This window comes from Pyrobaculum sp., assembly GCF_049971835.1.
GTDB lineage: Archaea > Thermoproteota > Thermoprotei > Thermoproteales > Thermoproteaceae > Pyrobaculum.
The window spans coordinates 1-5,440 of the sequence record NZ_JBMFKV010000131.1 but is presented as its reverse complement, the minus strand read 5'-3'; the positions used below and the strand labels follow the sequence as shown (position 1 = coordinate 5,440).

Sequence of the window (5,440 nt, the reverse complement as noted above, 5' to 3'; positions counted from 1 at the left end):
CTTGAGCACCGACTGGATAATCGCCCTGGCGTGTCTGCTCCTCCGAGGCCACGGGACTACGACGTAGATGTCGTCCATAGCTAAACGTCTAGTCTGCATAGCACTCACCCTCTGAGTCGCAACAAATCGTCCTCTCTTCGTTGCCGACGTCGAGGGAGACGCAACACCTCCCGTGTCTGCACCGAAGTGTGGCGAAGATGTGGGCGATCAGGTGGCCAAGCGCCTGCTGGTCTTCTTCAGTCTGTGTTTTCACCTTGAGGCGTTCGATGTACTCGGTCATGCCTTCTTTATTACCTCGAATTTTTTAGGATCACCCTTCAGAAGCGCCGCGACGTGTAGTACGAAGTTCAGCGTGACCGTAATGTGGCTGGCCACCGTGCCCAGTACGCCGTGTTTCCACCCCATGGCCCTCCCTATCGACACCCCTCTGGCTAGGAGCCACATGACCAGGGTCGCCCAGAGGAGCGGGTAGAGGTAGTCGGGGAACTTAACGATACCGAGGTGGTACAGGAAGATACCCAGCGTAGAAACAGTATATGTGTACAGGCCGAGGATCCAAGCCGCCAGTATCCTCAACCTGCTGGAGAGCGGCAGGAGGCCATAGAGGACGATACGGAGGTTCCCCCACATCCACCTCCTCCTCTGCTTAAAGGCGTCTCTGAGAGACAAGGGTGGCGTTATGTACACCTTCGCCGTTGAGTTGTACACCCTCCTAAAGCCTTTGTGTACGGCCTTGTGGAGGTAGAACAAATCCTCGCTCGATATGAGCTTCTGTCCACTCCTCCCGATGTCGCTTACGTCGTAGGACACGCTAAGGTCGACGCGGCTACTGATACACATGGCCTCCCCGTGCCCCCAGACGGGGCTGGAGATGTTCGTGAAGAGGTTGCACTGCGTGCCACACGCAACGCTCCTCTCGTAGTCTATCAGAGTGCCCAGCACCGTCACTGGCCTGGGCGTTATCGTGCCGATTACAATATCGGCGTCTACCGAGAGGCACTCCTCGACGAACTCCCTGCTCGGGATTGAGTCGTCGTCCCCCTGCAGGAGGACGTAGTTCGGGCTCAGCTCGCCCCTCTCCACCATCTCCTTCCTCAGACGCCTGGCGTATTCGAGGGCCCTCGCCTTGTACAGACACTCGCACTGGAAGCCCCTCGGGACCACGACAACTCTATCCGCCTCGTACCTGCTGGGGTCGTCGCCCTCTTCAATGACGACCCACGTCTCCACCGGGAAGCCGTACGACTTCACAGCTCTAAACGCTCTGTTCGTCGTCTCGGCGTTGCCCACCGTCGGTATCTGGAAGATGACCTTCTCCACCCTCCCCCTCCTCCCCAGCTTCCTGCGGCGGATGCGTCTCGCGATCTCCCCCCCAACTAGAGACGAGAAGTAGTAGATCGGCGACACCCACGCCGCGAGGACCAGGGCGTCTAGTACCACGGCCCCCCTCCGAGCTCTCTGTTGACTTCGGCCACGGCCTCCAGTAGACGTGGGCTGAGCCCGCGCTCTCTGTATGTACGGATCAGCGTGGCGAGATCCTTCGGCAGGCACTTCCCGCCGAAGGGGACTCCGAAGAAGTCAGCCCCGTACTTACTAACTCTCGGGTCCAGCTTGACCGCCTCGGCGATTCTGTGGGTATCCACCCCTAGGTGTTGGCACAGCTTGTGCACCTCGTTCCAGAAGCTGATTTGTGTCGCGAGGTACGCGTTGTTGACGAGCTTAATGAGCTCAGACTCTATAGGCCTGACCCGCACGACTGGCGCCCCTAGCGGTTTAAAGAGCTCTTCGTAGAAATCGCCGTGCTCCCTGCAACACTCGCCGATTACAATTTTGTGCGGCCTGAGGGCGTCCTCCCGCCAGCTCCTCTCCCGCAGAAACTCAGGGATGTGGCTCACCTTCAGCCCGAACTTAGCGCTGAGGGCGTCAACAGTGCCAGGCGGCGTTGTGGACCTGACAGCTATGCGGGGCACGTCTGCGACTAGAGCTACTGCTTCCCACACAGCCCACTCTGGTACGCAGACAAACGCCGCATCAACACCATCGGTCCTCAGGCCAATATTCACGCCTACTGGGTCGTCCTCAAACGCCTCCCTCCTCACGTCGTAGGCCCACACTTCGTGCCCCAGAGTCTTCAGCACGAGGGCGGTGGCGCGGCCTACGGTTCCGTAGCCGACGACCAGAAACCTCATAGCACCAACTCCCCGCGCGTGTAGTCTGTGGCCACCCGTACCGCCTCTGGTTGCGAGGTGGCGGCGCACCCCACAACCGCCCTCAAAATCTCGACGCTACGTTGAGTTAGCGTGAGCGTTTTCCGTACTACTCCCCTACCCTTGCCAATGGTAGATATAGAAGACTTTGACGCCACCGCTGAGCGTCTAACCACCATGTCAATTTAAAGTTTTTACCAGGTCCGTGTTACTCAACACACTTTGGGTTTACTACAGTTTTGAGGCGCCTTGGCAGTGGCGCGTATCTCGAAAAGTTTATGCCTCTCTGCTAGGCGGAGGTAGTCAAATATCAACAGAGAGCGCGTCGTATACTCCGGGTACTTCTCGTAGACGTAGGCGATGAGCTCCTCCAGAGGGGCCCTCGCCCACCTCCTCGCCGTTAGGTAGGCCAGTGGGCTCTTTAGAAGAGCCCGCCGCTCCGCCTTGCCAGCCATAGCCCGCCCCCTCTCGGTCAGGCTGTAGACCCTCACGGCGCCTGTATGCGCCCTCCCCTCCCTCGCCCGTTGCCCAGCCTCCACAGCGAGGGCCCCCTCTCCTACGAGCTTCTTCAGCGCGTCGCTCACCTCGTAGCTCCACGGCCCGTATTTGTACGGGAAGAAGTAGAGCTCCCACTCCCCCACCCGGTGCTCCTTCCACAAAATAAACATAACCTTCTGTATCCTCGTCGCGAGGGCCCTCCCGCTCAGCTTCACCACAAGCAGAATCCACTCGTCGATGCCCATATCTCTCAGAAAACTAGACAGGTTTATACTTTTCCACAACGCAAACACAGCAACACCACAAAACCCCAGCATGTAGAAATAAAGGCGATACAGCTCACCACGGCGTTCCACTACCCCATCTACACTCTTCCTGACTTAATGTCAGACAATCTTCCTGATTCAGGAAGTACGTACGACGCGAGGTCAAGAAGAATATAGATGGGATAGCTGAACGTCTACGCCAGGGCTCTCTCCACGGCTTCCTCCGGCGTCTCCGCAACCAGTGCGCCTAGTTTGGCCAGGGTCTCGAAGCCCAGGACCGCGTCCTTTGGGGCGCTATCTGGCGGCCTCAGAACCACGACGGGCCTCCCGAGCCTCCACGCGGTCCTCGCCGCGATTAGGGTCCCCCAGCCGCTCTGCCTGTACCTGGCATATGCTACTATTAGCGCCTTGGTCATGCCGACGGTTATCCAATTTCTCTCAGCTAAGGCGCGGCGGATGTCGGAGGCCTCCAGGCGCTCAGAGACAGCGGCTCCCCCCATGCCCACAAGCCGCCTAACCTCCCGCCTCAGGCGGCCTCTGGCGTACAGCGACGGCGGTACGCCCACGGTTACGCCACCTGCGGAGAGGGCGCCGTCGAGCGCCGCCTCGTCGACGCCTCTGGACAGCCCCGTCGCCACCGGCACGCCCCTCTGGGCCAGGAGGTGCCCCACCTCCCTGGCTAGCGAGATGCCATGTTCATCTGCGTCTCTGGCGCTGGCCACCGCCACAGCTGGCTCTCTCGGCAACGTCCTCCCCACTGCGTAGAGCCTCGGGGGGTTTGGGAGGAGGCGGAGGAGGCGGGGGTACTCCGGCGATTCGGCGTCTACGATCCTGATCCCGTAGCCCATGCCAGTCCGCGGCGTCTACCTCTCGGCGTACGGCGGCTACTGGTACGTCTACCTAGTGGGCAACCGCACTCTCTACAGCTTCTACACGGCGCACTTCTCCCCCCTGGCCCACGTAGTCCTCGCAGAGGCCCTCGCAGAGGCGGCCCGCAGACTGCGGAAGGCGCCGCCAGGAGAGGCAGGCGTCTTTATGCAACCGGCCGCTCGGCGGTTTTCTGTACCTGCGTTTTTTTCAACGTCTTGCCAACGCCATCTGCTAGCCCCCTCTACCAGCTTGTACGCGGTCACGCCTCCCTGCAACTCAAATATAACGGCCCGCTCGTCTACCCAGCAACACGCGCACTCCCACTTCTCGTGACGATCGCAGTATTTGAGACAGCGGCGCGGTATCCGTACAGTGGCATAGCCTAGCTGTTCAAGCGCCTTGAGCACCGACTGGATAACCGCCCTGGCGTGTCTGCTCTTCCGAGGCCACGGGACTACGACGTAGATGTCGTCCACGCTACTCCAAACACCTAGGGTTAATTACAGTTTTGAGGCGCCTTGGCAGTGGCGCGTAGCGCTGTGAGATGTAGTGCCTCGCTTCTAAGTATACCAACGCGTTTAGAATCCATATTGGCAATCGCGCAACCTCCCTTACATAGATGTACGCTTCCTTGAATCGCGCCCAGCGCTTAATTTGCTTGGCTAGCTTGAAGCCACTTTCTGTGACTTCGCACACGCGGTCTTCGTGCCACTCGACGCCTCCGCCGCGTCTGAGTACCTTGACTACTTTCCTGCGCTCGCATTTGATTAGGTTCGACAGCTCAAGCTCGCTGAGCGCCATCGCTATCTGCGGGCTGTGCGGCGCGAACTTGCCAGGCTCAAACGTCAGCCGCGAAAATGGCGGAACTTCTAAATATTTCAGCGCATACGCCATGCGCATTATCCGCAACGTGCTGACGGGGCTGTCCATGCACACCATAAGCAGAACCCACTCCCACAGCTCGATCTTATACAGCCTTCTGACAGTTGTGAGGAACCTCCTCAACTTCTCGCTCATACCCATTTATTCTGCATGTTCTTCCTCTAACCAGTAATAGCTACTATACTTGTACATCTTTACTGGCCTCCTCCCCGCCCTAAAGGGCGGGTTCCTCCAGGGCGGCTCATAGGCGCCCTCCTTCCCCGTCTGGCTCGCTGGCCAGAGGGGTCATGGGGCTGGCCCGGGCCAGCACGGCGATCCGTTGGAATGGATGGGGGGATTAGATCGGTGGGATTTATTGGTACAACTGTACGCTTTATTTGTGAGAGTCTGTCCATCAAACTCCTAATCTTAGCCCTAGCCTCCTCTACATCGATGCATGCATATACCCGTCTGAACTTCTTGATGCCTTTCCTCGTTAGCGATCCAGTTTTGTACAACTCGCCTCCAAAAACGTTTTCCATAAATCTGTAGAACAGCTTCCTAACCACCACGGAGCCTGTCACCCCTGCTTCATTAGAATTTACGCAGAGTCGCCTAGACTTTGCAGATTCAAAAATCTCAGCTAGACGTCTTATCACTGCGCCGATATTGTAACCTAAACTGCGGAAGGCGGCCGCATACACCTCCAAAACGTCTACCTCCCCCGCACACCAAACG

General features: G+C 58.5%; 9 protein-coding genes. All 9 read right to left on the bottom strand.

Going from position 1 to position 5,440, the window contains the following annotated elements; genetic code table 11:
* Positions 1–88: 88 nt before the first annotated feature.
* Positions 89–280 carry a hypothetical protein gene (locus ACP5J3_RS10470; RefSeq protein ID WP_428495643.1) on the bottom strand — a complete coding sequence of 64 codons (192 nt, stop codon included), beginning with the start codon at positions 278–280 and terminating at the stop codon, positions 89–91.
* The gene (locus tag ACP5J3_RS10465) at positions 277–1,440 is read right to left on the bottom strand and encodes a glycosyltransferase family 2 protein (protein WP_428495642.1); all 1,164 of its coding nucleotides are present in this window, start codon (positions 1,438–1,440) and stop codon (positions 277–279) included. The genes ACP5J3_RS10470 and ACP5J3_RS10465 overlap by 4 nt, the downstream gene beginning before the upstream one ends.
* The gene (locus ACP5J3_RS10460) at positions 1,431–2,189 is read right to left on the bottom strand and encodes a hypothetical protein (RefSeq protein WP_428495641.1); all 759 of its coding nucleotides are present in this window, start codon (positions 2,187–2,189) and stop codon (positions 1,431–1,433) included. The genes ACP5J3_RS10465 and ACP5J3_RS10460 overlap by 10 nt, the downstream gene beginning before the upstream one ends.
* Entirely contained in the window at positions 2,186–2,386 is a 201-nt protein-coding gene (locus ACP5J3_RS10455; RefSeq protein WP_428495640.1) for a hypothetical protein, read from the bottom strand. Before ACP5J3_RS10455 ends, ACP5J3_RS10460 begins: the two co-directional genes overlap by 4 nt.
* Before the next feature lie 33 nt (positions 2,387–2,419).
* Positions 2,420–2,950: a hypothetical protein gene (locus tag ACP5J3_RS10450; RefSeq protein WP_428495639.1), complete on the bottom strand. Its 531-nt coding sequence runs from the start codon at positions 2,948–2,950 to the stop codon at positions 2,420–2,422.
* 215 nt (positions 2,951–3,165) lie between these two features.
* Entirely contained in the window at positions 3,166–3,819 is a 654-nt protein-coding gene (locus tag ACP5J3_RS10445) for a DNA-processing protein DprA (protein ID WP_428495638.1), read from the bottom strand.
* 81 nt (positions 3,820–3,900) lie between these two features.
* The gene (locus ACP5J3_RS10440) at positions 3,901–4,317 is read right to left on the bottom strand and encodes a hypothetical protein (RefSeq protein ID WP_428495637.1); all 417 of its coding nucleotides are present in this window, start codon (positions 4,315–4,317) and stop codon (positions 3,901–3,903) included.
* Between the two features lies 1 nt (position 4,318).
* Positions 4,319–4,858: a hypothetical protein gene (locus tag ACP5J3_RS10435; RefSeq protein WP_428495636.1), complete on the bottom strand. Its 540-nt coding sequence runs from the start codon at positions 4,856–4,858 to the stop codon at positions 4,319–4,321.
* A gap of 59 nt (positions 4,859–4,917) precedes the next feature.
* Positions 4,918–5,440: hypothetical protein (locus ACP5J3_RS10430; protein WP_428495635.1), on the bottom strand; the 523-nt coding region annotated here is incomplete at its 5' end.

Bases quoted from the DNA above. Each gene is read 5' to 3' on its own strand.
- ACP5J3_RS10445 (WP_428495638.1), bottom strand. From the start codon at position 3,819: ATGGGCTACGGGATCAGGATCGTAGACGCCGAATCGCCGGAGTACCCC.
- ACP5J3_RS10450 (WP_428495639.1), bottom strand. From the start codon at position 2,950: ATGGGCATCGACGAGTGGATTCTGCTTGTGGTGAAGCTGAGCGGGAGG.
- ACP5J3_RS10470 (WP_428495643.1), bottom strand. From the start codon at position 280: ATGACCGAGTACATCGAACGCCTCAAGGTGAAAACACAGACTGAAGAA.
- ACP5J3_RS10435 (WP_428495636.1), bottom strand. From the start codon at position 4,858: ATGAGCGAGAAGTTGAGGAGGTTCCTCACAACTGTCAGAAGGCTGTAT.
- ACP5J3_RS10455 (WP_428495640.1), bottom strand. From the start codon at position 2,386: ATGGTGGTTAGACGCTCAGCGGTGGCGTCAAAGTCTTCTATATCTACC.
- ACP5J3_RS10460 (WP_428495641.1), bottom strand. From the start codon at position 2,189: ATGAGGTTTCTGGTCGTCGGCTACGGAACCGTAGGCCGCGCCACCGCC.